Source organism: Pseudolysinimonas sp. (genome assembly GCF_051954455.1).
Classification (GTDB): domain Bacteria; phylum Actinomycetota; class Actinomycetes; order Actinomycetales; family Microbacteriaceae; genus Pseudolysinimonas.
Genome location: NZ_JBQCHS010000002.1, coordinates 34,988 through 58,745 on the forward strand (window position 1 = coordinate 34,988; position 23,758 = coordinate 58,745).

Sequence of the window (23,758 nt, forward strand, 5' to 3'; positions counted from 1 at the left end):
TCTCTCCCCGTGGGATGAGGACTGTCGGGAGGGTTCTGATCCGGCCCCCCGGTGACGTCCTCATCATGAGAGACTCCCGAATCCCTTCACTATGACGCGGGAATCACCCGCCGCTCACCCCCCGTTCGGGGGCCGCACGGTCCCCATCGTCACACGCCGGAGGGCCACCGCGCACGCCTCAGAGGTCGGCGACGGCGGCTCGGGCCTGTGCCGGGGTGACGCGTGCGAGAGCGCGGTGGACGGCGGCGCGCGACGGCGGGGCGACCGAGATGCTGGTGGCACCCATCCCGGCGAAGAGGACGGCGAGACGGGGGTCGGCCGCCGCCTCCCCGCAGACGGAGACGGAGAGGCCGGCAGACCGGGCGCCGACGATGGCGCGCTCGACCATGCGCAGCACGCGCGGGTCGCTCGCGTCCCCCGCGCGCGACCGGGTGCGCAGCACGCCGAGCACCTGCGCGGTGAGGTCGTTGGTGCCGATCGAGACGAAGTCGACGACGCCGGCGAGGTTCGCGGTCTCCGCGGCGAGCGACGGCAGCTCGACGACGACGCCGACGGATCGCAGGCCCGCGCCGCGTGCGAGGGCGGCGAACCAGGCGGCCTCCTCTGCATCCCGCACCATGGGGGCCATGACGTGGAGCGCTCGGGCGCCCTGCGCGTCGGCGAGCGCCGCCAGCTGGTCGCGGAGCAGCGTCTCGTCGGCGCGCGGACCGCGCAGCCCCGGCGGCAGGAACGGTAGGGGCTTGTCCTCGCTCGGATCCCAGGTGCGGATCACCACCGGCAGACCCCGCGCCGCCCGCAGCACGGCCGCGTAGGCCGCCGACTGCTCGGCACGTCCCGGTGCGGTGCGCGCCTCGAGCCAGAGCAGCTCGCTGCGGAACAGGCCGATTCCCTCGGCCCCGAGCGCGAGCGCCTCGGCCACCTCGTCGATCGCACCGACGTTGGCGAGGACGGGCAGGGGGGATCCGTCGGCGAGTTCCGCCGGACCGGTCACGACGATCGGGTGCGGCGCGGTGGCCGGGCCGGTGTCCCGCGCGACCGTGCCCGCCCCCGCATCGACCCGGATCAGCTCGCCGTCGCGCACGTCGATCGGCCCCACGCCGAGCACCGCCGGGACACCGCGCGCGCGGGCGATGATCGCGGTGTGGCCCGTGTAACCGCCGTCGGCGCAGACGAGGCCGAGGACGCGTCCCGGGTCGAGCAGGACGGCGTCGGCCGGGGCCAGATCGTCGGCGACCAGCACGAACGGCTCGTCGGATTCCGGAAGCGTGGGCAGCCGCCGCCCGCGGACCCGGGCGACGAGTCGGCGGCCCACGTCGAGCAGGTCGACCACGCGCTCGGCGGAGGCTCCCCCGGCGGCGGCGAGCAGCTCCGCGATCGCATGCACGGCTCCCGCAACGGCCGCGTCGGGCTCCTCACCGGCGGCCATGCGCGCCTCGATCCGGGCCTGGAGCATGGGATCGCGCGCCATCGCCGCCGTCGCCTCGACGATGCGCCGGCCCGCGTCGCCCGCGGACGCCGCGCGGCGCTCCAGCTCGGCCGCCACCGCGTCGATCGCGTGGGCGAGGCGCTCCTCCGGGTCGTCGAGGGGCGTGTCGGCGAGGGACTCGACCGTCGGCATGCGGCGAACCGGTCCGACGGCAACCCCGTCGCCGATGCCGATCCCGTTCCACGTCATCTGGATGCCTGCCGAGCGCCAGCCTAGCCGCGCGGAGGCCCGCCCTAGGCTGGCTCCATGGCGCGCAGCACGGCTCCGAGGATCCGCGCGGGGCATGACGGGACGGCGCCCGCCCGTTCGCCGCGCGGCGACCGGCTCCCCCGGTCCGCCACGGCGGTACCGACCGCCGCATCGCCTCTCGTGGCGCGCGTCCGCGACGTCGCGGACCGGGTGCAGAAGCTGAAGCCGGTGCGGGTGTTCCGCCGGTACGGCGATCGGCGCGGCGCACTCCTCGCCGCCGGACTGTCGTTCCAGGCGGTCTTCGCCGTGTTCGCGGCGATCTGGGTCGCGTTCTCGGTCGCCGGGCTCGCGATCGGCGCGAACACGCAGGTCCGCGACGCGCTGTTCGACCTGATCGGCAACGCGGTGCCGGGGCTGATCGACCGCGGCGGGTCGGGCGGCGCGATCTCCGAGAAGGCACTCCTCTCGACCCCCGCGCTCAGCTGGACGGGCGCCATCGCCCTGGTCGGCACGCTCTTCACGGCGGTCGGATGGCTCGGGTCGGCCCGCGACGCCGTGCGCGACCTCGCCGGGCTCGCGGCGCCCGCCACCAATTTCGCGCTCCTCAAGCTGAAGGACCTCGGCCTCGCCCTCGCGTTCGGCGTCGCGCTCATCGTGTCGGCGGCCCTGTCCGTGTTCAGCACCGCCGCCATGAACGCCACCCTCGACCTGCTGCACGTCGACTCGCGTTCGCTCGCCGCGATCCTCGTCGCCCGCATCATCGGGCTGGCGCTCATGTTCGGGCTCGACGCGTGCGTCCTCGCCGCCCTGTACCGCGTACTCGCCGGGGTGCCGATCCCGCGGGCGCCGCTCTGGCAGGGCGCCCTGCTCGGCGCGCTCGCGCTCGGCGCCCTGAAGGTGCTCGGCACCTCGCTCCTCGGCGGCGCGACGAAGAACCCGCTCCTCGCCTCGTTCGCCGTGATCATCGGGCTGCTGATCTGGTTCAACCTGATGTGCCAGGTCGTCCTCCTCGCGGCGGCGTGGATCATCGTGACCGCCACCGACCGCGGCGTTCCGCTCGACCCGGTCGGCGAACGGCGCACGCGCGATGCCGAGGTCCGGCTCCGCGCGGAGCTGGAACGCCAGATCCGTCGCGAGGTCGAGGAGGCGCTGCCGCCCGGTGTCCGGTGGTTCGTGCGCCGGCGGCACAAGCGCATCGAGGACGGCGCCGACGACGAGACCGGCGCGATCCCCACCGCACCGACGCCGCCCGCCGCGCGGCGGTGAGCGGCGTCGAGCTCGTCCTGCTCGACCTCGACGAGACGCTTCTCGACCACGGGTCGGCGGCCCGCGCGGGCCTGCTGCAGCACCCTGACGTGCTCGCGTACGAGCCGGATCCGGATGCGGCGTTCGATCGCTGGCACGCACTCGAGGAGGAGCACTACGCGCGCTACCTCGCCGGAGAACTCGGGCATCAGGAGCAGCGCCGCGCGCGGGTGCGCGCCTACCTGGCGCCGCTCGGCGTCGTGCACGACTCCGACGCCGAGACCGACGCGTGGTTCGGCGCCTACCAGCACGCGGCACATGCGGCGTGGGCCCTGTTCGATGACGTGCTCCCCTGCCTCGCTGCCCTCGGTGACCGGCGCATCGGCGTCATCACGAACGGCGAGGCGGCGCCCCAGCGCGCCAAGCTCGCCGCCCTGGGGCTCGACCACCGGGTCGATCCGGTCGTCTGCAGCGGCGCGGTCGGCGTCGCGAAGCCGGACCCGCGGATCTTCGCGATCGCCTGCGAGGAGGCCGGGATCCCCGCCCACCGCGCCTGCTACGTGGGCGACCGCCTCCGCACCGACGCGATCGGCGCGGCCCGGGCGGGTCTCCGCGGGGTCTGGCTCGACCGTCCCGGCGGTGCGACGCCCGTCGAGCTCGTCGAGGCGGAGCGCGAAGGGGTCGCCGTCGTGCGCTCGCTCGCCGCGCTGCCGGCGCTGCTCGCCCGTTAGCCTGGACGGGTGGCCCGCCCCCTCCGCATCGCGTCCGTCAACGTGAACGGCGTGCGCGCCGCGTTCCGCAAGGGCATGGGCGAGTGGCTGGCCGGGCGCGACGTCGACATCCTCGCGCTGCAGGAGGTGCGGGCGGAGACCGACGACCTCGCCGCGCTGCTCGGCGACGAGTGGGCGGTGCTCCACGATCCCGCGACGGCGAAGGGGCGCGCGGGCGTCGCGCTCGCCTCCCGACGGACGGCGACGATCCATCGCGTCGACCTCGCGATCGAGGAGGACCACGACACCGCGGGTCGCTGGCTCGAGGCCGACTACGACGTCGACGGACACGTCGTGACGGTCGTGTCGTGCTACGTGAACTCCGGCGAGGCCGACACCCCGAAGCAGGACGAGAAGTGGCGGTTCCTCGACGCGTTCGAGGCGCGGCTGCCGCGGCTTCGCGAGCACAATCCGCTCGCCGTCGTCGTCGGCGACCTCAACGTCGGGCACCGCACGCTCGACATCCGCAACTGGAGGGGCAACGTCAAGCGCGCCGGCTTCCTGCCGCGCGAGCGTGCCTACTTCGACCGCTTCGTGGGCGCGGAGGACGACCCCCGCTACAACGACGGCGCCGGGCTCGGGTGGGTCGACGTCCACCGTCGCTTCCACCCCGACGTGGAGGGCCCGTACACGTGGTGGTCGCAGCGCGGCCAGGCGTTCGACAACGACACCGGCTGGCGGATCGACTATCAGCTGGCCACACCCGACCTCGCCGCGAAGGCGGTCCGCTACGAGATCGACCGGGCGACGGCCTACGACGAGCGATGGTCCGACCACGCGCCCGTCGTCGTCGACTACCAGCTCTGATCTCGAAGGAACACGTCATGACCAAGCCCGTCCTCTTCTCGGGCATGCAGCCGAGCGCCGACTCGCTGCACGCCGGCAACTACATCGGCGCGCTCCTGCAGTGGAAGGCGATGCAGGACGACCACGACGCGTACTTCTGCGTCGTCGACCTGCACGCGATCACCGTGCCGCAGGATCCCGCGAAGCTCCGCGAAGCCACCCGCCGCACCGCGGCGCAGTACATCGCCGCGGGCATCGACCCGTCGCGCTCGACGCTGTTCGTGCAGTCGCACGTTCCGGCGCACGCGCAGCTCGCCTGGGTGCTCGACACCATCACCGGGGACGGCGAGGCGCGCCGGATGACGCAGTACAAGGACAAGACGCAGAAGCAGGGCGCGGATGCCGCCTCCATCGGCCTGCTGGTCTACCCGATCCTGCAGGCGGCCGACGTGCTGCTCTACGACGCCGAGATCGTGCCGGTCGGCGAGGATCAGCGCCAGCACATCGAGCTGACGCGCAACCTCGCGCAGCGGTTCAACCAGCGCTTCGGGGAGACGTTCGTGGTGCCCGAGCTGTCGATCCCGCGCGAGACCGCGAAGATCTACGACCTGCAGAACCCCGCCGCGAAGATGTCGAAGTCGGGGCCGACCGAGCAGGGCATCCTCTGGGTGCTCGACGAGCCATCGGTGTCGGCCAAGAAGGTGCGCTCGGCCGTCACCGACAATGACCGCGAGATCCGCTACGACCCGGAGGCCAAGCCCGGGGTGTCGAACCTGCTGACGATCCTCTCGGTCTTCGGCGGGACGCCGATCGCGACGCTCGTCGACGAGTTCGCGGGCAAGGGCTACGGCGATCTCAAGGCGGCGACGGCGGATGCGGTGGTCGCGGAGTTCGCCCCCGTCCGCGAGCGCGCCCTCGAGCTGCTCGCCGATCCCGCGGAGCTCGACCGCGTGCTCGCCGTCAACGCGGATCGCGCGAACGACGTCGCCGAGGCGACGCTCCAGCGCGTGTACGACCGCGTCGGATTCCTGCGCCGCCCGTGAAGCCGGTCGCGCTGCGCTCGGACCGGCTCGTCCTCGACCAGCCGGGCGCCGCCGACGTCGATGACATCACGCGGTACTGCCAGGACCCGGTGTTCGAGCGCTACCTGACGACGCCGTGGCCGTACGAGCGGCTGCACGCGGTCGGGTTCCTCCACAACGTCGTCGAACCCGGCTGGGCCGAGGACCGCGAGTACACCTGGGCGCTGCGACGCACCGAGGGCGGCCCGCTGATCGGTGTGATCGCGTGGCGGTCCCGCCTCGGCGACGTCGGCTTCTGGCTGGGCGCCGAGCACCGCGGTGCCGGCCTCATGGCCGAGGCGCTCGGCGTGGTCGCCGACTGGGTCTTCGCGCAGGACGTCCCCGTCATCCGGTGGGAATGCGCGGTGGGCAACATCGCGTCGGCGTCGACCGCGCGCGCGGTCGGCTTCCGCTACACGGGCGAGGCGCCACTCGACGTCCCGGCGCGGGACGGCTCGCGGCCGCCCGGATGGCACGGCGAGCTGACCCCGATCAGCCCGCGCACGCCGCGACCCGGCTGGCCGATATAGGACCTCCCCGCCCCGGGATCCTGCGTCTCGGGTCTCGCGCCTCGCGTCTCGCGCTTCGCGCCTCGCGTCTCGCGTCTCGCGTCTCGCGTCGAAAGTTCAGGTCCGAGTCGTCGCGTCCAGCCGCATCTGCGCGACACGGACGACGCGCCCTGGACTTTTGACGCTTCGGTGAGTCCGAACCGCGTTCACGACGGCACGCGCGACCAGCTCGCGGCGACCGATCACCTGGACGTAGTCGAAGCGCAGCGGCGTGTAACCCGAGGCCATCGCGACCGCGTCGCGGTCGTGATCGCGGCGCTGCTGCTGCGAAGTGCGGTGCGTCGCCCCGTCCAGCTCGACGATCACGCACCCCTCGACGAGAAGATCCACGCTGCCGACGCCCACGATGCTCGCCTGCGGCTCGACGTGAAGGCCCAGGTCGCGGATGGCGAGCCGCGTGAGCGACTCGAGACCGGACTCCGCCGAGGGGTCGGCATCGATGAGCGCGCGGTCGAGAGCCGGACGGATGCACGCGACCTCATCGCGGCGCACGACGCCGCGGCGCAGGGCGCTGTCGATGGCGGCGACGAGCTCCGGATGCGCGAGGCAGCGCGATGCCTGGACGAGGGCGTCGAGCGGCGAGACGCAGGTCACGGACGGCGCCCGGAGGAGCTCGCTCCAGTGGAGGACAGCCGGGCCCCGCGACCGCGGTCTCGAGCCGTGCGCCGGGAGGTGGACATGGGGCGCACCGCCGCTCCTCACCCAGACACCCAACCGCTGGAGCTCGGTGACGCAGGCGGCCCGCCCGCCTGCGGTGATGGCCGCGGTGATGAGCGGATCGTTATCGGGGGCGGCGAAGACCCCCTGTCGAAGTCGGACCAGATCGCGTTCCGCTACAGCCGCGCGGATCCTGCGGTCGCTCATCCCGGCATGGATCAGCCGCGCCCGTGTGACGACTCCATCGCGTCGGAGGAGCCGCCGGATCTCGATCTGCACGCGGCGATGCTGGCCGATCGATCGTCACGCTCTGAGCCCGCGAACGGCCCTGGTGCAGGGGTGTCGCCCGCACCGTCCGGGGGAGGAGCGTCGAAAGTTCAGGCTCTCGAGGGAGCGCCTCCGTCGAGCGGCGCAGGACGCGCGAGCACGGCCTGAACTATCGACCGCAGCGGGCACGGGTGCGGGGTGCGGGCGCGGGTGCGGGTGCAGGTGCGGGTGCGGGTGCGGGTGCGGCGGCGCGGGCGTGCGTCAGGCCACGGGTTCGGCGATCGGCGGCCTGCGCGGCGCGGTCAGCACCGCGCCCGCCGACGCGGCGGCGACGAGCACGATCGCGACGACGGCGACGAGCGGCAGGGTCTGGCCGAGGATCACGAGGCCGACGATCGCGGCGATGGCCGGCGACATGCTCATGAGCACGCCGAACGGCGACGCGCCCAGACGGCGGAGTGCGAACAGCTCGACGCCGTACGGGATCGCCGACGACAGCACCGCGATCGCGAGACCGAGAGCGAGGTGGGCCGGCTCGATCATCCTCGGCCCCGCGGTGATGATCCCGACCGGCAACGTCAGGACCGCGGCGACCGCCATCGCCCAGGCGAGGCCGTCGAGACGGCGGAATCGCCGGCCGGCCTCCGCGGACGCGAGGATGTAGGCCGCCCAGCAGAGCGCGGCGAGCGCCGCGAGACCGACGCCCACCGGGTCGAGCCCCGACAGGTCACCGCCCCAGAGCAGGAGCACGCCGGCGACACCGAGCCCCGCCCACAGCCAGGCGATCCGGCGCCCCGCCACCACCACCGAGAGCACGAGCGGCCCGAGCACCTCGATCGTGACCGTCGTGCCGAGCGGGATGCGCTCCGTCGCCAGGTAGAAGGCGGAGTTCATGACGGCGAGCGCCGCCCCGAATCCGACGACGACGCCCCAGTCGCCGAGCCGGCGCGGCAGGCGGGGGCGGGCGACGAGCAGGAGAACGACCGTCGAGAAGGCGACGCGGAGGGCGATCGTGCCGAACACGCCGACCTGGGGGAAGAGGAGCACCGCAACGGCCGCGCCGCAGTCCTGCCCGATGAGCTCCGCGAGGACCAGGGCCCCGGCCCCGGCGCGCACGCGGAGCGGGACGGCGGGCGGCACCCGCTCAGCCTAGGGAGCGGCCGGCTCCCCCGACGCCAGGGCGGCCAGCCGGCGGGCGGCCTCCTCCACCGGGTGCTGCGCGAGGAGGACCGCAGCCGCGAGCCGCCCCTGCGCGACCCCCAGCCGCCCGAGCGGCACCGCTCCGGCCGCGCCCGCGTCGACCGCTCCCCCGCCGCCGTAGATCGCCGCGACGGGGCCGGCGGCCACGCGCGTGCCGAGCGCGACGAGCACGCCGGCCGCCGTGAGCTCGCCGATCGCGGAGGTGAGGCCCGGTGTCGGGTTGCCGGCGCCGAACGCGACGAGCACGACGCCGTGAGCCGCGCGGTCGAGGACGGCGCGGAGCGGGGCCGCATCGGCGCCCGGCCACGCGGCCACGACCTCCACCCGCACGTCGTCGAAGCGGGCGTCGACCGGATCGAGCAGCACGCGATCGGGACGGGCCCAGAATGCGACGGCATCCCCGCGCACCGCGCCGATCGCCCCGGCGTCGGGGTCGGCGAACGGCTGCAGCGCGAGCGTGTGCGCCTTCCGCACCCCGCGCGCCGCGAACACCGACCCGCCGAAGGCGACCAGGACCCCGCGACCGCGGGCCGCCGGCGAGGCCGCGACCGCGACCGCGTCGGCGAGATTCGCCGGCCCGTCGGCGTCGGGGAGGTCGGCGGCGCGCTGGGCACCGGTGAACACCACGGGCCGGGGGTCGCCGTGCGCGAGGTCGACGAGGAAGGCGGACTCCTCGAGCGTGTCGGTGCCGTGCGCGACGACCACGCCGTCCACCTCGGGGCGGGCCAGCTGCGCCCGCACGGCGTCCGCGACGGCGCGCTGCTCGGCGGGCCCGAACGCGAACGAGTTGCCGCGCAGCACGTCGACGGTCTCCAGGTCGACACCGGCCGCGCGGTGGCCGAGGCCGGCCCGCAGCACGCCGGCGCCGTCGCGCGCGACCGCCCCGGACCCGGGGGCCGAGGTGCGGGAGGCGATGGTTCCGCCGGTCGCGAGGAGCACGATGCGCGTCATCCCCCCATCGTGCCGGGAATGCCGCGCGGGCACGCGCGTTACACTCCCCGAAGAGCACGTGCTCCGGGGGCGGTGGAATTCCGCACCGGCGGTGAGAGTCCGCGAACCCGGCATCCTCGGATGCCGGGCCGATCCGGTGGAATTCCGGGACCGACGGTCAGAGTCCGGATGCGAGGAGCATGGCGGCGACGGCCGTACCCGGTCGTCGCGGCATCCCGGACCGTCCTCTGCGAGACGGAGACCGAGATGCCCAGCCCGAGCGACGCCGAGATCGCGGCGATGCGGCGCGCCCTCGAGCTGGCCGCCCAGGGCCCGATCACCGGCGGCAACCCCCGCGTGGGCTGCGTGCTCATGACGCCCGACGGCCGGATCGCCGCCGACGGCTGGCACCGCGGCGCGGGCACCCCGCACGCCGAGGTCGACGCTCTCGGCAGGCTCGACGGCCGGGCCGACGGCCTCACCGCGGTGGTCACGCTCGAGCCCTGCAATCACTGGGGCCGCACCGGTCCGTGCAGCGAGGCGCTCATCGCCGCCGGCGTCGCCCGCGTCGTCTACGGCGTCCCCGACCCCGGCGCGCACTCGGCGGGCGGCGCGGAGCGGCTACGCGCGGCCGGCGTCGAGGTGGTCGGCGGCGTGCTCGCCGACCAGATCGAGGAGTTCCTCGGCGGCTGGCTCGCCTCCGTGCGTCGCGGTCGCCCCTGGGTCACCGTCAAGTGGGCGTCGACCCTCGACGGCCGCACAGCCGCGGCCGACGGGAGCTCCCGCTGGATCACGGGCGCGGCGGCGCGGCAGCGGGTGCACGAGGAGCGCGCGGCGAACGACGCCATCCTCGTCGGCACCGGCACGATCCTCGCCGACGATCCGAGCCTCACCGCCCGGGGCGACGCGGGCGAGCTGCTCGCGCACCAGCCGGTTCCGGTCGTCGTCGGCGAGCGCCCGATCCCCGCGGACGCCGCGGTGCGCCGCCACCCGGCCGGCCTCATCGCCGCCGGACACCGCGACCTGGCCGCGGTGCTCGCCGACCTGAACGCGCGGGGCCTCCGCCGCGTGTACGTCGAGGGCGGCCCGACCCTCGCGAGCGCGTTCGTCGGCGCCGGGCTCGCCGACGCGTTCTCCGTGTACCTCGCGCCGGCGCTCCTCGGGGGCGGGCACCTCGCGATCGGCGACCTCGGCATCCCCAGCATGGCCGGCATCCACCGGCTGCGCCTGGACCACGTCGAGCGGCTGGGCGACGACATCCATCTGACGGGGCGGCCGGTGCCGAACCCCGACCTGCACAGCGGAAGGACCACCTGATGTTCACGGGACTCATCGAAGAGGTCGGCGAGGTGCTCGCGTGGGAGCCGGTCGGCGACTCGGCGCGGATCACCGTGCGCGCCCCGATCACCGCCGCGGACGCCGCGCGCGGGGCGTCGATCTCGGTCGCGGGCGTCTGCCTCACGGTCGTCGACCGCGGCGCGGACCGGTTCACGGCCGACGTCATGGCCGAATCGATCCGGATGTCGACGCTCGGCGAGCGCCGCCCCGGAGACCGCGTCGACCTGGAGCGCGCGGCCCTCGTCACCGACCGGCTCGGCGGCCACATCGTCCAGGGCCACATCGACGGCACCGCCACCGTGCTCTCCGTGACCCCCGGCGACGCCTGGCGGGTCGTGCGGTTCACCCTCGACGCCGAGCACGCGCCGCTCGTCGCGCGCAAGGGATCCATCGCGGTGGACGGGGTGAGCCTCACGGTGAGCGACATCGGTGAGCAGGCGGGTGTCGACGGCTGGTTCGAGGTCTCGCTGATCCCGGAGACCCTCGCCGCGACCACGCTCGGCGCGCTCGCCCCCGGCGACCGGGTCAACATCGAGACCGACATCCTGGCGCGGCACGTCGCGCGATTGATGCGGTTCCAGGAGGTGGACGCATGAGCATCGCCGACATCCCCACCGCGCTGCGATCGCTGCAGGCCGGTCGCCCCGTCATCGTCGCGGACGACGAGGGCCGCGAGAACGAGGGCGACGTCGTCCTCGCCGCGCAGTACGCGAGCCAGGAGTGGATCGCGTGGGCCGTGCGCCACTCCTCCGGTTACCTCTGCGCGCCGATGACGAACGAGATCGCCGACCGGCTGGAGCTGCCGCTCATGGTCGCCGAGAGTCAGGACTGGCGCGGCACCGCGTACACCGTGAGCGTCGACGCGGCCGACCGGCTCTCGACCGGGATCAGCGCCTCCGACCGCGCGCACACCCTGCGCGTGCTGGCCGACCCGGCATCCACGCCGCGGAGCCTCATCCGGCCCGGGCACATCCTCCCGCTCCGCGCGGTGGACGGCGGCGTGCGCGAGCGTGACGGCCACACGGAGGCGACTGTCGACCTGCTGAAGCTCGCCGGGCTCGAGCCCGTGGGCGTGATCGGCGAGATCGTCGACGACGACGGCGAGATGATGCGGCTGCCGAACCTCATCAAGCTCGGCGAGCGCGAGGACGTGCCGGTCATCACGATCGAGTCGCTCCAGCGGCACCTGGCCGAGCTCGACGGCGCGGTCGAGCGGGGGGCGCCGGTCGAGGTGCCCGAGTCGACGCGGGTGACCTTCGAGGTCGAGACCACGATCCCGACGACCCACGGCCCGTTCCGGGTCCGCGCGTACCGCGACCGCTCGACCGGCGCCGACCACGTCGCGTGGATCGCGCCCGGTCCCGACGGGGAGCCGCCGCGCGACGGAGCGCTCGTCCGGGTGCACTCCGAGTGCCTGACCGGCGAGGCGTTCGGCTCCCTCAAGTGCGAATGCGGACCGCAGCTGCGCTCGGCGCTCGACACGATCCGGGCGGAGGGCGGCGTCGTCGTCTACCTGCGCGGGCACGAGGGCCGCGGCATCGGGCTCATCAACAAGCTCCGCGCCTACCGGCTGCAGGAGGAGGGGTACGACACGCTCGACGCGAACCTCGCGCTCGGGCTGCCGGCCGATGCGCGCGACTACGGGGCGGCGGTGGGCATCCTGCGCGATCTCGGCGTCGGCTCCATCCGGCTGCTCAGCAACAACCCCGAGAAGGCGCACCAGCTCGAGGAGCGCGGCATCGCGGTCACCGAGCGCGTGCCCCTCGTGGTCGGGGTCGGCGAGATCAACGCGGCCTACCTCGACACCAAGCGCGATCGCATGGGGCACGCGCTCCCCACCCACGAGGCGCTCGACGAGGCGCTGCACGAGGCCGAGCTGCAGTCGGCGCAGGAGGGCAATTCATGAGCGGCGAGGGACGACCGCAGTTGGAGCCAGTCGACGGCACCGGGCTGCGCGTGACGATCGTGGCGGGGCTCTGGCACGAGACGATCGCCGACGGGCTGTTGGCCGGCGCCCGTCGGGTGCTCGACGCGGCGGGCGCCGAGGTCACCGAGATCGCGGTGCCCGGGAGCTTCGAGCTGCCGCTCGTCGCGAAGGCAGCGCTCGACGCCGGGGCGGACGCGGTCGTCGCGCTCGGCGTGATCGTGCGCGGCGAGACCCCGCACTTCGACTTCGTGGCCTCCGCGGCGACCGACGGGCTCACCCGCGTCGCCCTCGACACCGGCAAGCCCGTCGGATTCGGTGTGCTGACCGTCGACACCGAGCAGCAGGGGCTCGACCGCGCGGGGCTCCCGGGCTCGACGGAGGACGTGGGCGGCCGCGCCGCCGAGGCGGCGATAGCGGTCGCGCGCACGCTGCGCAAGCTCGTCGTGCGCGCCGCCACGCCCTCCTAGGCTGGCCGCATGACGCTGAAGGGCATCGATCCGCTGCTGAGCGGCGAGCTGTTGAAGGGGCTCGACGAGCTCGGCCACGGGCAGCTGCTGGTGGTCGCCGACCGCAACTTCCCGGCTTACGCGCCGGGTGCTCCCGTGACCCGGGTGGATGCGGACGCGGAGACCGCGGTGCGCGCGATCCTCAGCGTCTTCCCGCTCGACACGTTCGTGCCGACGCCGATCGAGCGGATGATCCCCAGCGAGGAGGGCCCGGAGCCGAACCCGGTGCAGGACGCCGTGCTCGCCGCCGCGTCGGAGCTCGAGGGCCGCGAGCTCGAGTACCGCGACATCGCCCGCATGTCGTTCTACGACCGCGCGGCGCAGGCCCGGCTCGTCGTGCTGACGCGGGAGACCGCGCCGTACTGCGACTTCGTGCTCATCAAGGGCGTCGTGTAGCGCCCCTCCCTCGGCTCGAGGCGCCCGGAGCCCCGAGCGCGCGCTCAGTCGCACCGGACTACCCTGTCCCTCGCCATGAGCGACACCTCCACCGCCCGCCGCTCGCTGTTCGGTCGCCGCGCGGCCGACGACGGACCGCGTGCCAGCTTCCGTCAGCTGCTCCCCTATCTGACGGAGCACCGCGCGATCCTCGGCGTCGTCATCCTGCTGAGCCTGCTCGGCGCCGCCGCGTCGCTCGTCCAGCCGCTCATGGTCAGCCAGGTCATCGGCATCGTCCAGAAGGGCGGAACCCTCGGCTGGCTGGTGTGGGTGCTCGTCGCGCTCGTCGTCGTGTCGGGCCTCATCAGCGGCATCCAGCACTATCTGCTGCAGCGCACCGGCACGAGCGTCGTGTTCTCCGCACGGCGACAGCTCGTGCGGCGGATGATGCGCCTCCCGATCTCGGAGTTCGACCGCCGCCGCACGGGCGATCTCGTCTCGCGCGTCGGCTCCGACACGACGCTCCTCTACGCCGTCATCACGCAGGGGCTCGTCGACGCGATCGGCGGCGCCGTCGTGTTCGTCGGCGCGCTCATCGCGATGCTCGTCATCGACCCCGTGCTGCTCGGGCTGACCGTGCTCGTCATCGCGCTCTCGGTGGTCGCCGTCGTCGTCCTGTCGTCGCGCGTGCGGGTCGCGAGCCGGCAGCAGCAGGAGAAGGTCGGCGACCTCGCCGCGGCGGTCGAGCGCGCGATCAGCGCCATCCGCACGGTGCGCGCGGCGAACGCGACGGAACGCGAGACGGCCGCGGTCGAGGAGGACGCCCGCGGCGCCTACCGGGCCGGGGTGCGCGTCGCGAAGATCTCCGCCCTCGTCGTGCCGGTCGCCGGCATCGCGCTGCAGGTCTCGTTCCTCGTCGTGCTCGGCGTGGGCGGTTACCGGGTCGCGAGCGGGGCGCTGACGATCGCGAACCTGGTCGCGTTCATCCTGTTCCTCTTCATGATGATCATGCCGCTCGGGCAGGCCTTCGGGGCCCTCAACTCGGTCAATCAGGCGCTCGGCGCGCTCGGCCGGATCCAGGAGATCATCGCGACGCCGTCGGAGGACGAGGCCGACGCCGCGATCGAGCCCGCCGCCCGGGGCGACGCGAGCGCGGCGATCGCGTTCGAGAACGTGCGCTTCGGCTACGCCGCGGCGGCGGAGGGCGACGACCGTCCCGCCGACGTCCTCCACGGGGTCTCGTTCGAGGTGCCCCGCGGACAGCGGGTCGCGCTGGTCGGGCCGTCCGGCGCCGGCAAGTCGACGATCCTCGCGCTCGTCGAGCGCTTCTACGACCCGACCTCGGGCGTGGTCCGCGTGGGCGGTGCCGACGTCCGCGGCCTCGACCGCGTCGAGCTCCGCTCCCGCATCGGCTACGTCGAGCAGGACGCGCCGGTGCTGGCGGGGACGATCCGGCAGAACCTGCTGCTCGGCTCTCCCGACGCGACCGACGAGGACTGCCGTCGGGTGCTGCACGACGTCAACCTCGACGAGGTGCTCGCGCGCGACCCGCTCGGCCTCGACGCGCCCGTCGGCGAGGACGGCGTCATGCTCTCGGGTGGCGAGCGCCAGCGCCTCGCGATCGCGCGCGCGCTCCTGCAGGCCCCGCCGATCCTGCTGCTCGACGAGGCGACCGCGTCGCTCGACGGGCTCAACGAGCAGCTGCTGCGAGAGGCCATCGACGCCGTCGCGCAGGACCGCACCCTGCTCGTGATCGCGCACCGGCTCTCGACGGTCGTCGACTCCGACCGCATCGTCGTGCTCGACCACGGCCGTGTCGCGGGCGTCGGCACGCACTCGGAGCTCGTGGCCTCGACGCCGCTCTACCGCGACCTCGCGAAGCACCAGCTGCTGGTCTAGCTGCGGAGAGGCAGCCACGGCTCTCCGCCGTCCGGTGAACCGTGACGAATGACGGAGATCAAGCGTCCTCGCGCGCCGGCGAGGCCGGGATCCGGGTCATGGCGTCACGCGCGCAGGACGATCTCCGTCACCTGTCCCTCTCGCTGACGAGCAGGCGCAGACGAGCAAGCGCTGACGAGACGCCGCTTTCGGCCGCCCTCTCGCGGCGGATGCGGCCCGACGGGGCATCTCGGCGCGGGGCGAAGCGCTTAGCGTTCGAGCACGACCGTGATGACGAAGCCCACGAACAGGGCGACGGCCACCACGACGGCGGCGATGAGGATGATGCGTGCGGCCATCAGGCGGCGTCCTTCCCGGGGGTGTCGGCGGATCGGGCCAGCACGGCGCCGGCCTCCCGCAGCTCGTCGAGAGCGGCGGCGCTGCTCGCGGGCGCGACGCCGGCCACGAGGTCGGTGAGCACACGGACACGGTGCCCCGCGTGCAGCGCGTCGAGCGCCGAGGCGCGGACGCAGTAGTCGGTGGCGATGCCCGCCACGTCGACGTCGGTCACCCCGAGGCGGTCGAGCACGCGGTCGAACGCCGCGTCGTCCTCCGCGGTCCCCTCGAAGATCGAGTACGCGGGTCGGCCCTGACCCTTGCGGATGTGGACGTCGACGAGCCGCTCGTCGAGCCCCGGGTCGTACTCGGCGCCCGGGGTGCCGGACACGCAGTGCACGGGCCAGGTCTCGACGTAGTCGGGTTCCGCGTCGGTCGCGAAGTGGCCGCCGTTGTGGTTGTCGCCGTCGTGCCAGTCGCGCGACGCGATGACCACGTCGTAGCGGTCGGGATGCGCGCGCAGGTAGGCCGTGATCCCCTCCGCGACGGCATCGCCGCCCTCGACGCCGAGCGCCCCGCCCTCGGTGAAGTCGTTCTGCACGTCGATGATGAGCAGCGCCCTGGTCACGCCACCATCCTCCCGCATCCCCGACGTGTCAGTTGTTGGAGAGGTTGTCGCCGCAGGAGTACACGGCGGTCGCGAGGGTGTCGAGCGCGCTCTGGGCGCCGGAGGTGATGCCGGTGCCCATCGCGTAGAAGGTGAAGACGAGCCGGGTGCCGTCGGCGGCGTCCATGAACCCGGACATGCTGTACTCGGTGTCGATCCAGCCCGTCTTGGCGGTGACGTGGCCGCGGGCGACGGCGTTGGATCCGCTGAATCGGTTGGTGAGGCTCCCCGACTGACCGGCGACCGGCAGCGCGTCGCGCACGACGCCGAGATTCTGGCCGCCCGACTGCACGGCGCGCATGAGCTGGGTGAGGGTCTCCGCGGGCACCGCGTTCCGGGGGCTCTCGCCGGATCCGTCGCGCACCACGACGCCTGTCGTCGTCACCCCGAACGGGGCGAGCGCGCGCGGGATCGCCTGCTGCAGCGAGGATGCCGAACCGTCGAGCCCCGACTTCTTCGAGATGATCCGGGCCAGCATCTCCCCCAGCGTGTTGTCGCTCGGCAGGAGCATCTGCGGCAGCAGCGTGCGCACCGGCTGCGACGTCACCTGGCCGAGCTGGGGCGCGTTCGCGGGAGCCGTTCCGGGCCCCGCGGTCACGCCCGGCGACACGAGGTGGTGGGTGTCCGCGGCGCGGAGGGCGGCGAGGAAGGCCGCCCCGGCATCGGCGACCGGGTCGGTTCCGCGCGGGCTGGTCTGCTTGGTCGGGTCCTGGCGGTCGCCGTCGACCTGCAGCGCGGTCGTGTACGACTGGTAGCCCTGCGTGCGCTCGCTCATCTGCACGTCGGGATCCCAGGCCGTGTCGGTCCAGTAGCTGGCGTCGAGCACGACGCGGGTGATCGGCTGGTCGGGATGCGCGGAGGAGTACGCGCCGAGGGTCTGCGCCGCCAGGTCGGCGAGCTTCGGGGCCCCCGCGTAGACGCTCTCCTGGCCGGGGGCGGTCGCGCTGAGCGTCGCGTCGCCGTGGCCGACCAGCACGATCGTGCCGTCGCCGGCGTCGACGACCTGGGTCGCGATCTGGAAGTCGGGCCCGAGCACGTCGATCGCCGCGGCCGCGACCATGACCTTGAGGAGGCTCGCCGTCGGCGCGGGTGCCGCGGCGTTCCGGTCGAAGAGCACTTCGCCGGTGTCGGCGCGGGCGACCTGCGCCTCGAGGGTCATGAGCCGCGGGTTCGACGCGGGGCCGGCGACGGAGCAGGTGCGGAGTCGGCTGGCCGCGACGGAGCCCGACGGGCTCGGGCGCGGATCCTGCGTGTGCACGGCCCGCGGTGCCGGATCGGGTGCGTCGCCGCGGGTGGCGCCGTAGGCCATCCCGCCGACCACGGCGCCCGTGCCGAGCAGCACGAAGACGAGCGCGGCGGTTCCGCCGACCCAGGCGGTGGGATGCCGGCGCAGCACGGCGGCGATGCCGCCGAGACGCCCTCTCGCCTCCGTCACCCGGACACCCTACGGGGTGCGCCTGCGTGGCCTCCGGGCGGCGTCACTCCCCCGGGTAGCGCAGCCCGATCTGTCGGCGGACCTCGTCGAGGGTGCCCATGATGGCGACGGTCTCGTCCGGCGGCAGCAGGTCGTCGGCGTCCCGGCCCTCGGCGACGAGCCGCTCCAGTTCGAGGGCCTGGAACTGCATCCCCCGCCCCTCGACCTCGGACGCATAGCGCTCGACGACGTCGCCCGCGCTGTCGTAGACGGTGAACGACGTCGGGGTGTACCAGACCGGATCGATCTCGATGCGGCCCTCCGTGCCGAGCACCACGGCCCGGTTCGAGCCGCGGGCGTCGAGCTCCGTGTGGAGCAGCGCCTTCCGCCCGCCCGGGAACGACAGGATGATCGCGGTCTGGCCGTCGACTCCCGTCGGGGTCGTGTCGGAGAGGGCGACGACGCGGTCGGGCGCGCCGAGCACGTCCCACGCGAACGACACCGGGTAGATGCCGAGGTCGAGCAGGGCGCCGCCGCCGAGCTCCGGGTTCAGCATCCGGCCGGCGGGGTCGGGATTCGCCTTCTGGTCGTGGTCGGCGGTGACCGCGCGGAGCTCGCCGAGGGTGCCCGCCGCGATGATCTCCCGCATCCGGATCATGTGCGGCAGCCACCGGGTCCACATCGCCTCGAGGGCGATCAGGCCCTTCTCCGCCGCGCGGTCCATGACGGCGCGCGCCTCGGCCTCCGAGATCGTGAACGGCTTCTCGACGAGCACGTGCTTCCCGGCGTCGAGCGCGAGGAGCGCGTTGCCGGCGTGCGCCGGATGCGGCGTGGCCACGTAGACGACGTCGACCTCGGGATCGGCCACGAGCTCCTCGTAGCTGCCGTGCGCGCGGGCGATGCCGTGCTCGTCGGCGAACGCGCGGGACCTGTCGAGGTCGCGGGAGCCCACCGCGGTGACGGGCGCGCCCACCACCCGGAGGTCGCGGGTGAACGCGGACGCGATGCCGCCGGTCGCGAGGATGCCCCATCGCAGATGCTCGGTCATCCGTCGAGGCTAGAGGACCGGGCCGCGGAAGAGGACCGGGCCCGGGAAGAGGACCGGGGAGGACACGGGGGCTGAGAACCCCGCATCCTCCCCGGAGTCGGAGAGGGGACGGCTAGCAGCCGCCCCAGCGCGCCGCGGCCCGCGTGAAGCTCGACGGCTCGTTCGGGATGCCGCCGTGGACCATGGCGAAGTAGATGCACACGCCCCCGGTGCCGCCGGTGTAGCTGGGGCGGTAGAGCGAGAGGCGGTGCGGGATCGAGTCCCACCACTTCTGCGCGACTGTCGCCCCGGAGTTGCCGGAGCCGCCCGCGAGGTTGCCGTCGCAGCCGCGCGCCGGGACCCCGTCGCTGCGCGGGGTGCCGCTGTGGCCCCAGGCGCTGTTCGGGTCGAGGCTCGGGTCCTCGGCGATCCAGAACAGGCGGTCCTCCATGCACGAGTCGTAGCGGAAGTTGCCGGCCGGGATCGGGTCGAGGCAGTTCTGGACGCGGATCGCGTTGTAGGTCGCCGAGAACGACTGGATATCGCCCGTCGTCGTGCCGGTGATCATCCCCTGACCGAGCGGGTCGGCGATGCCCGGCGCGCCGCCGCCCCCGCCGGGCGAGGACGGGCAGGCGGTCCCTGCGGCGGCGCGGGCGGCGCGGCGGACGGCGGTGCCGCCCTCGCGCGTCGCGGCGACCTGCGGCGTCACCACGACCGGCTTCGGAACGGGCTTCTGGGCGAGGTGCTCGGTGTCGGGGATCGCCGGCGCACCCGACGTCTGCACCATGCTCGCGGCGCGAACCGCGACGGCGTCCGCCGGGGCCGCGTCGGATCCCGCGACGGGCCCGGTGGCGGCGACCGGAAGCGCGGCGACATCCGACGCCGCTGCGTTGGCCGGCGCGATGAGCGACGGGCCCGATCCGCCGACGAACGGCATGACCAGGATCAGCACCAGGGTGAAAACGGTGCCGAGGATGACGGTCTTCTTCATGGTCCCCCCAGACCAAGCTCAGCTGAGCGCCGGCTCTCCCCCCGGAGAGTTGTTCCCGCGCCTGGTGCCGACCGTACGCCCCGTCATCCGAGGGTGACAAGGCCGACGAGAGCGTTCACCCCCGGATTGGGGAAGGGACCCCGGGACGCGAAAAGCCCCGGCCAGGGGCCGGGGCTTCGTGCGGAGCCGCCTGTGGGAATCGAACCCACGACCTTCTCATTACGAGAGATTTAGCGGGCAAATCGCGGCATGGCGTCGGTTGGAGTCGCTTGGACTGTAATCGCGTCTGACCAGGGATTCTCCCGACTTGCGAACTCGCCGGTTGGAGTCGGTTGGCGCGCTAACGAGCATCTACTTGCCCCACGTTCTGCCCCATCCGGCCCCCTCCGCCGCCGAGCGCCGCGAAGATGTCGTCCTCAGCGAAGTCCGCCAAGCGCGCGTACATGCGGGTGATTTCCTCGTCGGTGTGCCCCATGAGGCGGGCAATCTCCGCGATCGGCACGCCTCCTTGCAGCAGCCACGAGCCGTAGGTGTGGCGCGTCGAGTGCGGCGTCGCCTCCGGGATCCCGGCCGCCTTCACGGCAGGGTTCCACACGCGCTGTCGGAAGTTGGAGGAGTGCAGCCGGGGGAAGAAGACCATGTCCGCCTCCGCCATCTTCACGAGCCACAGCAGCTCCTCGCGGAGGTGTGGCGGCACCGGGACCGTGCGCTCCGTCTTGCCCTTCGGCACCGGACTGAGCAGGCCGGTCGTCGACGACCAGGCCTCGCGCACCGTGATGCGCGCGCCGTCGAGACTCACGCGCGAGGGCCGGAGCCCCGCGGCCTCGCCGAACCGGAGGCCGGTACCGAGCAGGAAGTCGACGATGAAGCGGTGGCGCGCGTCGAGCGCCTCGAGCAGCCGATCCGCCTCCTCGCGCGTCAGGAACTTCGGGTCCGCCTGCGCCGGCTTCGGGAGCTTGAGCCGCGTCGCGGGGTTGTACTGCAGCACCTCCTTGTCGATGGCGGCCTGCAGCGACGTGCGGAACGTCGCGACGACGCGCGCGACGCTCGAGGCCTTGAGCCCGGCGCCGCCCTGCTCCTTCGGCGTCCCGAGCTGCTTCGCCCACGCGAGCACGTCGCCCTTCGTGATGTCGGCCAGGCGCTCCTTCTCCCACCGCGGGCGGATGTGGTTCTTGAGGAACGACAGCTCGTTCTTCGTCGTGGCGGCGGCAACCTCGTGCATCGCCATCCACTCCGTCTCCCACTCGCCCCATGTGCGCGCCGCGGAGCGGGGGTCGCGCCACCCGGGCAGCCGGGCATCCTCCTCGGCGCGCGTCGCGGCCGCGAGGGCGGCCTTCTTGTTCGTGAAGGTCTCGCCTGGGACGTAGCGCTTCTTCCCGGTGGCGTCCCGGTAGGCCGCGCGGTAGCGGCCGCTCGGCAGCGGATCTGCATATGGCATGCCGACACGCTACAGCCTGTTGGCGTTTGCTGGCTAATCTCGCTACCGTTTAGCCAGCTATTCGAGGAGGCAGCATGAAGTGGATGACCGTCACGGAGGCGGCGGAGTACGCGAGAAGGCACCCGCGCACGATCGGGGACGCGCTGCGCGCCGGCGAGCTCCACGGCTTCCAGGCCGCCAAGAAGAAGGGTGCGCGCAAGGGCGGCAACTGGCTGACAAGCGCCGCGTGCGTCGACGCCTGGATCGAGGGGCGCGACTGCGAGCACCAGCTGCCCGCCGCGGCGTGAGCGACCGCTGGCCGCGGGTCTACCGCAGGCCGAACGTCGTCGACCGGCTCGGGAACTCCTGGTCGCTGTGGCCCTGGGTCGCCAACTTCGGCGACGGGCGCTGGGGAACGGGGTACTCGCCTGAGGAGGCCGTGACGTCGGCGCTTCTCGGTGATTTGCCAGCTAAACGGTAGCCTGGCCCCATGCCCCTCGCTGCCGCTGCCGCCTCGACGAACTTCGTCGGCGCGATCGTCACCGCGCTCGAGGATGCCGGCATGCTCAGCGACCAGATCGTGGTGATCGACCCCAACACCCTCGAGGTCGACAAGGACTACGACCCCGAGGCCGACACTGGCGGCCAGTCGCGCCCGGTCAAGCTGATCGGGCCGCGCGCGGCGTACGTGAAGGCGCTCGAGGTCGAGACGGTGCAGATCGCGGGCAAGACCCGCCACCGCATGGGCTACCGCATCCAGTTCGTCCCCGAGGCCGGCGATCCGCTCATCACGGAGGGCATGGTCATCCGCGTGCTCGAGGGTGGTGGCAACCCCGCACTCGCGCGCTACGTCTTCACCGTCTCCGGCGTGCCGTCCGGCTCGATCAACGCGCTCACGAAGGTCGAGTGCAAGACCGACGGGCAGCCCGCTCCCATCTGGACCGAGCCGTGACCCGCACCGTGGCGGCCACGACCGGGTCCGACCTGGTTGCCGGCATCCGTGAGCGCCTCATCCAGATCCGCAACGACCTCATGGCCGAGGTCGCGGACGCGATGTCCGAGTCGATGGACGCCGGCAAGGAGGTCGCCAGCGAGCGCATCGAGCTGGCGGTGACCCCGACGGGTGAGCGTCGTGCCGCGCGTGGGCTCGGCGTCCCCGGTCGCGTCGAGACCGGCGCCATGGAGGACGACTTCACCAACCAGACCTACCAGCTGGATCCGGACCACATGCAGGGCCGCTTCGGCTGGATCGACGGCGCCGACGACGCGAATGGCGCGGACGTCAGCTACATCGAGCTGCAGGACGACGGCTTCGTGTCCAAGGGCACGACCGTCGCCGGCGTCCACGCCATGGCTGAGGCGGCCGAGGTCACCAAGGCCACCTTCAAGCAGCGCCTCACCAAGTACGTCCGAGAGGAGCTGTCGTGAGTTCCGACGGCGTCAACGAAGAGCTGGCTATTCTCGAGCGCCTCAAGGGGCTGGCGGGCGGCCGCATCCTCGACGGCGACCCCGACGACGCGAGCATCCCGACGGACGACGTCGGCAAGGTCCGCCCCTACATCACCCTCTCCATCGGCACCCCGTTCGCTGACCCCGCGGGGGCGCGCGCCTTCGGCGATGGCGAGGAGCGGATCCCGTACATCATGGTGGTCGTCGTCGGATGCTTCGCCGGTGACCGCGACTCCCTCAACGCGCTCTACAAGGCCGTCCGCGGCCGCCTCCTCGGCTGGGCCCCGGACGTCGACAACGCCACGCCGTTCGCCCTGCGCGGCGGCGTGAACGGCAGCAGCGGCGCCACTGACGCGCGCCCTGCGCAGCTCTCGAAGATCATGGCGTTCCGCTCGACGATCAACCTCGCGGTGGGGTAGCCTACCTCGTTTCTGGAAGAACCCTGGGAGTCTCCCTAGACTCTGCTGTGTGAGCAAGCAGACGTATCGGCACGCCGTGACCGGCAAGGTGCAGGAGCTCGACGACGCCGTCGCCGCGCTCTTCCCCGCCTTCCTCCCGGTCGAGGACGTCGACCAGCCCCAGTCCGAGCCCGTCGTGGAGGTCGTCGTCGAGAACGGCGCCCCGGTCGACGAGTCCATCCAGAGCGCCAGCGGGCGCCACAGCAGGAAGTAGGTCACCCCATGGCCGACAAGGTCATCGCAGCCGACACGGAGAGCTGGCTGCTCATCCCGGCGGTGGAGGTGCTCGGCGACCCCTACGGGATCGGTGTCGCCGGCAAGAACCCCATCGGCGCGCTGAGCCACGCGCTCGTCAACGAGTACCTGAACCTCAAGAGCCGCGCGTCGGCCGGGTACACGGGCGCCGGCGGCAACATCACCCTGAGCGTCAAGGACGACTCGAAGCTGGCCGCGACCAGCTCGGAGACCGACAACGACAAGGCGATCAACGCGTCCGGCAACTCCGTCGTCCCCACGTCGCAGAACTACGACGCGAAGATGACGCTGTTCCGCGACAAGGACAGCGCCTCGACGTCGTCCAACTACAACGTCGCCAACGACTCCGTGCGCGCGCGTGGCATCCGCTACATCGCGTTCCGCCGCATCGAGCTGGGCTGGGACGTCGCCGCGGCCGCCGGCCAGAAGTACAGCGCCTTCTACGTCGAGACGGACTACCCGATCGACGAGTACGGCGACGGCAACAACCAGACCATCAACGCCACGTTCGTCACCAAGTCGATCGCCAAGATCGACGCGGTGCTCGTGTAAGGAGCCCC

The 23,758-nt window shown here is 73.1% G+C and carries 26 protein-coding genes and 1 riboswitch; of the genes, 17 read left to right on the forward strand and 9 right to left on the reverse strand.

The window, feature by feature from the left end; translation table 11 throughout:
• Nucleotides 1-178 precede the first annotated feature (178 nt).
• The gene (locus tag ACTHM3_RS00775; protein WP_440404174.1) at nt 179-1,675 is read right to left on the reverse strand and encodes a putative PEP-binding protein; all 1,497 of its coding nucleotides are present in this window, start codon (nt 1,673-1,675) and stop codon (nt 179-181) included.
• A gap of 57 nt (nt 1,676-1,732) precedes the next feature.
• On the opposite strand from ACTHM3_RS00775, the gene ACTHM3_RS00780 reads away from it, so the two are divergent.
• The 5 genes from ACTHM3_RS00780 to ACTHM3_RS00800 are packed head-to-tail and all read left to right on the forward strand — an operon-like array spanning nt 1,733 to nt 6,067.
• Nucleotides 1,733-2,941: a YihY/virulence factor BrkB family protein gene (locus ACTHM3_RS00780; protein ID WP_440404175.1), complete on the forward strand. Its 1,209-nt coding sequence runs from the start codon at nt 1,733-1,735 to the stop codon at nt 2,939-2,941.
• Nucleotides 2,938-3,651 carry an HAD family hydrolase gene (locus tag ACTHM3_RS00785; protein WP_440404176.1) on the forward strand — a complete coding sequence of 238 codons (714 nt, stop codon included), beginning with the start codon at nt 2,938-2,940 and terminating at the stop codon, nt 3,649-3,651. Before ACTHM3_RS00780 ends, ACTHM3_RS00785 begins: the two co-directional genes overlap by 4 nt.
• A gap of 9 nt (nt 3,652-3,660) precedes the next feature.
• Nucleotides 3,661-4,497, forward strand: a complete 837-nt coding sequence (locus ACTHM3_RS00790) for an exodeoxyribonuclease III (protein WP_440404177.1) — start codon at nt 3,661-3,663, stop codon at nt 4,495-4,497.
• A 17-nt stretch (nt 4,498-4,514) separates the two neighbouring features.
• The gene (gene trpS, locus ACTHM3_RS00795; protein ID WP_440404178.1) at nt 4,515-5,519 is read left to right on the forward strand and encodes a tryptophan--tRNA ligase; all 1,005 of its coding nucleotides are present in this window, start codon (nt 4,515-4,517) and stop codon (nt 5,517-5,519) included.
• Complete coding sequence (locus ACTHM3_RS00800; RefSeq protein WP_440404179.1) at nt 5,516-6,067, forward strand: GNAT family N-acetyltransferase; 552 nt, start codon at nt 5,516-5,518, stop codon at nt 6,065-6,067. The genes trpS and ACTHM3_RS00800 overlap by 4 nt, the downstream gene beginning before the upstream one ends.
• 96 nt (nt 6,068-6,163) lie before the next feature.
• Here ACTHM3_RS00800 and ACTHM3_RS00805 read toward each other — a convergent pair whose 3' ends face one another.
• The 3 genes from ACTHM3_RS00805 to ACTHM3_RS00815 all read right to left on the reverse strand — a co-directional run bounded on the left by ACTHM3_RS00805 (nt 6,164) and on the right by ACTHM3_RS00815 (nt 9,181).
• Complete coding sequence (locus tag ACTHM3_RS00805) at nt 6,164-6,700, reverse strand: endonuclease domain-containing protein (protein ID WP_440404180.1); 537 nt, start codon at nt 6,698-6,700, stop codon at nt 6,164-6,166.
• 591 nt (nt 6,701-7,291) lie between these two features.
• Nucleotides 7,292-8,170: an EamA family transporter gene (locus tag ACTHM3_RS00810; RefSeq protein ID WP_440404181.1), complete on the reverse strand. Its 879-nt coding sequence runs from the start codon at nt 8,168-8,170 to the stop codon at nt 7,292-7,294.
• Nucleotides 8,171-8,179: 9 nt separating this feature from the next.
• Complete coding sequence (locus ACTHM3_RS00815; protein WP_440404182.1) at nt 8,180-9,181, reverse strand: asparaginase; 1,002 nt, start codon at nt 9,179-9,181, stop codon at nt 8,180-8,182.
• Between the two features lie 55 nt (nt 9,182-9,236).
• Nucleotides 9,237-9,365: riboswitch (FMN riboswitch) on the forward strand.
• A 62-nt stretch (nt 9,366-9,427) separates the two neighbouring features.
• On the opposite strand from ACTHM3_RS00815, the gene ribD reads away from it, so the two are divergent.
• The 6 genes from ribD (at nt 9,428) to ACTHM3_RS00845 (ending at nt 15,205) form a co-directional block, all read left to right on the forward strand.
• On the forward strand, nt 9,428-10,477 hold the full coding sequence (gene ribD, locus ACTHM3_RS00820; RefSeq protein ID WP_440404183.1) for a bifunctional diaminohydroxyphosphoribosylaminopyrimidine deaminase/5-amino-6-(5-phosphoribosylamino)uracil reductase RibD: 1,050 nt from the start codon (nt 9,428-9,430) through the stop codon (nt 10,475-10,477).
• Nucleotides 10,477-11,094 carry a riboflavin synthase gene (locus ACTHM3_RS00825; RefSeq protein WP_440404184.1) on the forward strand — a complete coding sequence of 206 codons (618 nt, stop codon included), beginning with the start codon at nt 10,477-10,479 and terminating at the stop codon, nt 11,092-11,094. Before ribD ends, ACTHM3_RS00825 begins: the two co-directional genes overlap by 1 nt.
• A complete protein-coding gene (ribA, locus tag ACTHM3_RS00830) occupies nt 11,091-12,404 on the forward strand; it encodes a GTP cyclohydrolase II (RefSeq protein ID WP_440404185.1) in 1,314 nt (437 codons plus the stop codon). Before ACTHM3_RS00825 ends, ribA begins: the two co-directional genes overlap by 4 nt.
• Nucleotides 12,401-12,892, forward strand: a complete 492-nt coding sequence (ribH, locus tag ACTHM3_RS00835; protein WP_440404186.1) for a 6,7-dimethyl-8-ribityllumazine synthase — start codon at nt 12,401-12,403, stop codon at nt 12,890-12,892. The genes ribA and ribH overlap by 4 nt, the downstream gene beginning before the upstream one ends.
• A gap of 9 nt (nt 12,893-12,901) precedes the next feature.
• Nucleotides 12,902-13,327, forward strand: a complete 426-nt coding sequence (locus ACTHM3_RS00840) for an RbsD/FucU family protein (protein WP_440404187.1) — start codon at nt 12,902-12,904, stop codon at nt 13,325-13,327.
• A 75-nt stretch (nt 13,328-13,402) separates the two neighbouring features.
• Entirely contained in the window at nt 13,403-15,205 is a 1,803-nt protein-coding gene (locus ACTHM3_RS00845; RefSeq protein WP_440404188.1) for an ABC transporter ATP-binding protein, read from the forward strand.
• A 337-nt stretch (nt 15,206-15,542) separates the two neighbouring features.
• Here the strand turns inward: ACTHM3_RS00845 and ACTHM3_RS00850 are convergent, their stop codons facing one another.
• The 5 genes from ACTHM3_RS00850 to ACTHM3_RS00870 all read right to left on the reverse strand — a co-directional run bounded on the left by ACTHM3_RS00850 (nt 15,543) and on the right by ACTHM3_RS00870 (nt 21,057).
• The gene (locus tag ACTHM3_RS00850) at nt 15,543-16,148 is read right to left on the reverse strand and encodes an isochorismatase family protein (RefSeq protein WP_440404189.1); all 606 of its coding nucleotides are present in this window, start codon (nt 16,146-16,148) and stop codon (nt 15,543-15,545) included.
• Nucleotides 16,149-16,176: 28 nt separating this feature from the next.
• A complete protein-coding gene (gene dacB, locus ACTHM3_RS00855; protein WP_440404190.1) occupies nt 16,177-17,622 on the reverse strand; it encodes a D-alanyl-D-alanine carboxypeptidase/D-alanyl-D-alanine endopeptidase in 1,446 nt (481 codons plus the stop codon).
• 43 nt (nt 17,623-17,665) lie between these two features.
• Nucleotides 17,666-18,649, reverse strand: a complete 984-nt coding sequence (locus tag ACTHM3_RS00860; RefSeq protein ID WP_440404191.1) for a Gfo/Idh/MocA family protein — start codon at nt 18,647-18,649, stop codon at nt 17,666-17,668.
• Nucleotides 18,650-18,761: 112 nt separating this feature from the next.
• Complete coding sequence (locus tag ACTHM3_RS00865) at nt 18,762-19,619, reverse strand: hypothetical protein (protein ID WP_440404192.1); 858 nt, start codon at nt 19,617-19,619, stop codon at nt 18,762-18,764.
• Nucleotides 19,620-19,959: 340 nt separating this feature from the next.
• On the reverse strand, nt 19,960-21,057 hold the full coding sequence (locus tag ACTHM3_RS00870) for a tyrosine-type recombinase/integrase (protein WP_440404193.1): 1,098 nt from the start codon (nt 21,055-21,057) through the stop codon (nt 19,960-19,962).
• A 74-nt stretch (nt 21,058-21,131) separates the two neighbouring features.
• On the opposite strand from ACTHM3_RS00870, the gene ACTHM3_RS00875 reads away from it, so the two are divergent.
• The 6 genes from ACTHM3_RS00875 to ACTHM3_RS00900 all read left to right on the forward strand — a co-directional run bounded on the left by ACTHM3_RS00875 (nt 21,132) and on the right by ACTHM3_RS00900 (nt 23,750).
• Nucleotides 21,132-21,344 carry a helix-turn-helix domain-containing protein gene (locus ACTHM3_RS00875; protein WP_440404194.1) on the forward strand — a complete coding sequence of 71 codons (213 nt, stop codon included), beginning with the start codon at nt 21,132-21,134 and terminating at the stop codon, nt 21,342-21,344.
• Nucleotides 21,345-21,526: 182 nt separating this feature from the next.
• A complete protein-coding gene (locus ACTHM3_RS00880) occupies nt 21,527-21,988 on the forward strand; it encodes a hypothetical protein (protein ID WP_440404195.1) in 462 nt (153 codons plus the stop codon).
• Nucleotides 21,985-22,464 (forward strand): hypothetical protein, encoded by a 480-nt coding sequence (locus ACTHM3_RS00885; RefSeq protein WP_440404196.1) that lies wholly within the window; start codon nt 21,985-21,987, stop codon nt 22,462-22,464. Before ACTHM3_RS00880 ends, ACTHM3_RS00885 begins: the two co-directional genes overlap by 4 nt.
• Nucleotides 22,461-22,904 carry a hypothetical protein gene (locus tag ACTHM3_RS00890; RefSeq protein WP_440404197.1) on the forward strand — a complete coding sequence of 148 codons (444 nt, stop codon included), beginning with the start codon at nt 22,461-22,463 and terminating at the stop codon, nt 22,902-22,904. The genes ACTHM3_RS00885 and ACTHM3_RS00890 overlap by 4 nt, the downstream gene beginning before the upstream one ends.
• 49 nt (nt 22,905-22,953) lie before the next feature.
• On the forward strand, nt 22,954-23,157 hold the full coding sequence (locus ACTHM3_RS00895) for a hypothetical protein (protein ID WP_440404198.1): 204 nt from the start codon (nt 22,954-22,956) through the stop codon (nt 23,155-23,157).
• 8 nt (nt 23,158-23,165) lie between these two features.
• Nucleotides 23,166-23,750: a phage tail tube protein gene (locus ACTHM3_RS00900; RefSeq protein WP_440404199.1), complete on the forward strand. Its 585-nt coding sequence runs from the start codon at nt 23,166-23,168 to the stop codon at nt 23,748-23,750.
• The last annotated feature ends 8 nt before the right edge of the window (nt 23,751-23,758 follow it).

What these genes read in the sequence shown, in the direction of transcription:
- ACTHM3_RS00860 (WP_440404191.1), bottom strand. Translation starts at nt 18,649, where the DNA reads ATGACCGAGCATCTGCGATGGGGCATCCTCGCGACCGGCGGCATCGCG.
- ACTHM3_RS00875 (WP_440404194.1), top strand. Translation starts at nt 21,132, where the DNA reads ATGAAGTGGATGACCGTCACGGAGGCGGCGGAGTACGCGAGAAGGCAC.
- ACTHM3_RS00900 (WP_440404199.1), top strand. Translation starts at nt 23,166, where the DNA reads ATGGCCGACAAGGTCATCGCAGCCGACACGGAGAGCTGGCTGCTCATC.
- ACTHM3_RS00840 (WP_440404187.1), top strand. Translation starts at nt 12,902, where the DNA reads ATGACGCTGAAGGGCATCGATCCGCTGCTGAGCGGCGAGCTGTTGAAG.
- ACTHM3_RS00780 (WP_440404175.1), top strand. Translation starts at nt 1,733, where the DNA reads ATGGCGCGCAGCACGGCTCCGAGGATCCGCGCGGGGCATGACGGGACG.
- ACTHM3_RS00880 (WP_440404195.1), top strand. Translation starts at nt 21,527, where the DNA reads ATGCCCCTCGCTGCCGCTGCCGCCTCGACGAACTTCGTCGGCGCGATC.
- ACTHM3_RS00865 (WP_440404192.1), bottom strand. Translation starts at nt 19,619, where the DNA reads ATGAAGAAGACCGTCATCCTCGGCACCGTTTTCACCCTGGTGCTGATC.
- ACTHM3_RS00815 (WP_440404182.1), bottom strand. Translation starts at nt 9,181, where the DNA reads ATGACGCGCATCGTGCTCCTCGCGACCGGCGGAACCATCGCCTCCCGC.
- ribD (WP_440404183.1), top strand. Translation starts at nt 9,428, where the DNA reads ATGCCCAGCCCGAGCGACGCCGAGATCGCGGCGATGCGGCGCGCCCTC.
- ribA (WP_440404185.1), top strand. Translation starts at nt 11,091, where the DNA reads ATGAGCATCGCCGACATCCCCACCGCGCTGCGATCGCTGCAGGCCGGT.
- ribH (WP_440404186.1), top strand. Translation starts at nt 12,401, where the DNA reads ATGAGCGGCGAGGGACGACCGCAGTTGGAGCCAGTCGACGGCACCGGG.
- ACTHM3_RS00870 (WP_440404193.1), bottom strand. Translation starts at nt 21,057, where the DNA reads ATGCCATATGCAGATCCGCTGCCGAGCGGCCGCTACCGCGCGGCCTAC.
- ACTHM3_RS00775 (WP_440404174.1), bottom strand. Translation starts at nt 1,675, where the DNA reads ATGACGTGGAACGGGATCGGCATCGGCGACGGGGTTGCCGTCGGACCG.
- ACTHM3_RS00845 (WP_440404188.1), top strand. Translation starts at nt 13,403, where the DNA reads ATGAGCGACACCTCCACCGCCCGCCGCTCGCTGTTCGGTCGCCGCGCG.
- ACTHM3_RS00825 (WP_440404184.1), top strand. Translation starts at nt 10,477, where the DNA reads ATGTTCACGGGACTCATCGAAGAGGTCGGCGAGGTGCTCGCGTGGGAG.
- trpS (WP_440404178.1), top strand. Translation starts at nt 4,515, where the DNA reads ATGACCAAGCCCGTCCTCTTCTCGGGCATGCAGCCGAGCGCCGACTCG.